Annotated in this window: 3 protein-coding genes; 1 reads left to right on the top strand and 2 read right to left on the bottom strand. The window is 66.3% G+C overall.

Annotation, left to right across the window (positions count from 1 at the left end; translation table 11 throughout):
• Nucleotides 1–635, bottom strand: a 635-nt coding sequence (locus RMO57_RS01175) for an MltA domain-containing protein (RefSeq protein WP_310383463.1), incomplete at its 3' end; no start/stop codon positions are given.
• A 16-nt stretch (nucleotides 636–651) separates the two neighbouring features.
• Here RMO57_RS01175 and RMO57_RS01170 point away from each other — a divergent pair.
• Entirely contained in the window at nucleotides 652–777 is a 126-nt protein-coding gene (locus RMO57_RS01170; protein ID WP_310383462.1) for a hypothetical protein, read from the top strand.
• Here RMO57_RS01170 and RMO57_RS01165 read toward each other — a convergent pair.
• On the bottom strand, nucleotides 774–2,993 hold a 2,220-nt coding region (locus tag RMO57_RS01165), incomplete at its 5' end, for a site-specific recombinase (protein ID WP_310383461.1). The genes RMO57_RS01170 and RMO57_RS01165 overlap by 4 nt on opposite strands.

Raw genomic sequence — 2,993 nt, 5'->3', positions numbered from 1 at the left:
GAGCCCTGGATCTGCAGCACCAGCAAATCCAGCGGGTCCTCCAAAAAGGCCAGCTCATGGGCCTTCAGCCGCGCCCGCAGCGCCGTGTCGGACTCGATCTGCTGGCGGGTGAAATAGGGCCGGCGCTGCAGCAGGTCGCTGGGCGCGGCATGCACCGGCACCTGAAAGCTCGGCTGCGGGCGCCGCGTCGCCTCCAGCATCGGCTCGTAGTAGCCGGTGATCAGGCCTTGCGCCTCACCTTGCAGCGACTCGACCCGGTAAGGGCGCAGATGTTGCATCAACCACAGCGAGGCCTGTGCGTCATCGGCGGGCAGCGCGCTGGCTTTGGCTTGGGCGCACACCTCCGCCCAGCCCTCGGCCGGGCGTGCGCAGCCGCGCAGCAGGGCCGGCCACAGCTCGGCCGCGCGGTCACTGCCCCAGCCGGGCAGCTCACTCCAATCGGCCTCGACCCAGCGGGCGCGCTCGCGCAGCAGCACGGCGCGTTGGCGGGCGGGGGGCTCGACGGGCGGGCGGGCTATCGGGCCCAGTTCGGGGCTCGGCTTGTTCGCCAGCGGGGGCGTGCCGCAGCCGGTCAGCAGCCCACCTAGAAGCCCACCTAAAATCGCGACCAGCAGCGCCGCTGCGCTGGTGGACATTGAGGTGCGTGCTTTTATGACTTTGCTCTTGTTGGAGGCGCTGGCCGCCTTGGCGATCTTTGTGTTGATCATCTGGTGGACGATGTTTTCTGGCCGCAAGGGCGGTGAGCGGCGCCCGCCCGACGAGGCGGACAACGACTAGTCCGGCTGCACATCGCGGGCCTTGGGCGGCAGCAGAAAGCTGCGCGGCTGCCCGCGCACCCGCCGCCAGATCGCCGAGCTGACGCGTGCGCGGTCGGCCAGACGGATGCCGCGTGAGCGCAGCGCCACCTTCAGTGCCAGGTAAAAACTGACGCTCAGGTTCAAGACCCCGGTGACCGCGATGCCCGCCACACACCACCAGAAATCGCCCAGGCGGAAGATGTCCAGTCCCAGCGCGCCAATGGCTGCGGCCAATTGCCCGGTTGACAAGGTGACATGGCGCACGTCCAGCGGCAGGCCGACAAAGTCGAGCAAGACCGGCACCAGGCCCAGCATCAGCCCCAAGGAGACATTGGCGGCAACGCCGGAAATATTGGCCCGCCACCATTTGGCCCAGCGCTGCGCGCGCGGTGCACCGAGGCGGCCGATGATGGCCGGGTTCCAGGCGATTGCACTTTCCAGCCGGTGCAGCACAAACCAGTTCTCGAACCAGCCCGCCACCATGCTGCTGGCGAACAGCAGCACGCCGGTGAAGGCGGCATACAGCGCCGAGGGCCCCAGCAGGGTCAGCGAATGCAACACGTAATGGGCCGACTTTTCGCCCACCAGCGGCGCGCCGAACAGCAGCCAACTGAGCAGTTGCACGCCCAGCACCACCGGCGCCACCACGGCCAGATTGCCCAGAATGCCGGCGAACTGTGAGCGCAAGAGGTTGGCAACTTCGTCAACAAAGCTTTCCAGATCCTCATCACGCTCGATCCGCTCCAGCTTTTGGGCCATCGCCGGCGCCGTCATGGCGGGCTGTTTGGTGGCGACCGTCCAGTGCAGCAAATGGATGATCAAAAAGCTCATCGCGTAGTTGGCGCCGGCCCAAAAGCCGGTCCAGAACGCGCTCATGCCGATCCCGATGACGGCGAATTTGGCGAAGGTGGTGCCGACGATGATGGCGCCACCGCCGGCCGCATGCTTGAGCATGTCGCGGTAGTCGGCGCGGTCGCGGGTGATGTAGTGCTCGCCGGTTTCGGCGCTGCGCTCGGCCACTTTGCGGGCCAATAGCGAGTAATGGCTGGAGAACAACTGGGTGATGCTGCGCCGCTCGTTGACAACGCGCACCAGGCTGGCCAGCAAGCGCGCCAGTTCGCGCTGCGGTTGCTCGGCCACCAGGCAAATCAGCAAGGCCTCAACGCGCTCGATGCGGGCCTGCATTTGCTCCAGCGCGAAGACGATTTCGACCGACACGCCGAAAGCCTCCAGATGCTCGGGAATGCTGGCGGCGGCGGTCTGGCAGGCCGCGAGCAAGGCGCGCAGATACTGCAGCGCCTGGGTGGTTTTCTCCGTGTCGCCCGCGCGCAAGGCGTCGACCATATCGTCGCAGGCGCTGGCCAGTTGTTCGAACGGCTGATTGGCCAGCAAGTCGGCGCTCATGCGCCGGCGCAGCACGGCAGACAAACCGTCCGCCCGCACCGAGCTGACCAGGGTGGTCAGCCCGCTCAGCATCGGCGCTTGCCAGTGCTTGGATGGCGTCGGGTCTGATAGATCAGGGGCTAGGAGCCCGGGCGGCAGAAAAATCGGCGGCTGCAAGTCGGCCGCGGCGGTCCATTTTTCACCGTCTTTTTGCCCCATAGCCGTGCTATGCGGCTGCAAATCCGGCAAAAACTGTCCTCGCCGGGGTCGCCTTTCGCTATCGCCGCTTTCTGCCGCCCGGGCTCCTAACAGCAAGCGGCTCAGGCGCTGCAACAAGTCATCGTCAAGCGCCAGCAGCCAATGCTCATCGGCCTGGTCGGGGAAGAGCAGGTCGAACAGCTCGGCCAGGTCGGTGGTGTCGGCGGTGTTGGGTAAAAAGTGCTGGCGCAGGCGGCGCAAAAACTCGCCCCACAAGGCCACATGGGGCGCAAAGCCGACATCGGCAAACAGGCCGATCGCATCGACATCGCGCCAAATCGAATTCATTACGCCGGCAAAGCTGCGCGCATGTTCGGGGTTACGTTCCAGCACATTGAGCAGATGCTTGAGCCGCAACACCGGCAGCAAGGTGGTGCCGGTGCTGGCCTCATCGCGGCTGGCCGGGTGGCGCAGCCATTCGAGCAGGCGCGCCAGCCAGAGATTGCGGTTGGCCAGCGGCGCGCGCGGCTCGGCGGCGTTCAGCAGGGCGGTTAAATCCCAGCTCGGCGCCGCCTTGAATAGCCCAAACATCAATGCAGGGCGCCGCTGTCGGCG

Source organism: Roseateles sp. (assembly GCF_031397715.1).
Lineage (GTDB): Bacteria > Pseudomonadota > Gammaproteobacteria > Burkholderiales > Burkholderiaceae_C > Paucibacter_A.
This window is presented reverse-complemented; position numbering and strand designations above follow the sequence as displayed.

Bases quoted from the DNA above. Each gene is read 5' to 3' on its own strand.
- RMO57_RS01170 (WP_310383462.1), top strand. From the start codon at position 652: ATGACTTTGCTCTTGTTGGAGGCGCTGGCCGCCTTGGCGATCTTTGTG.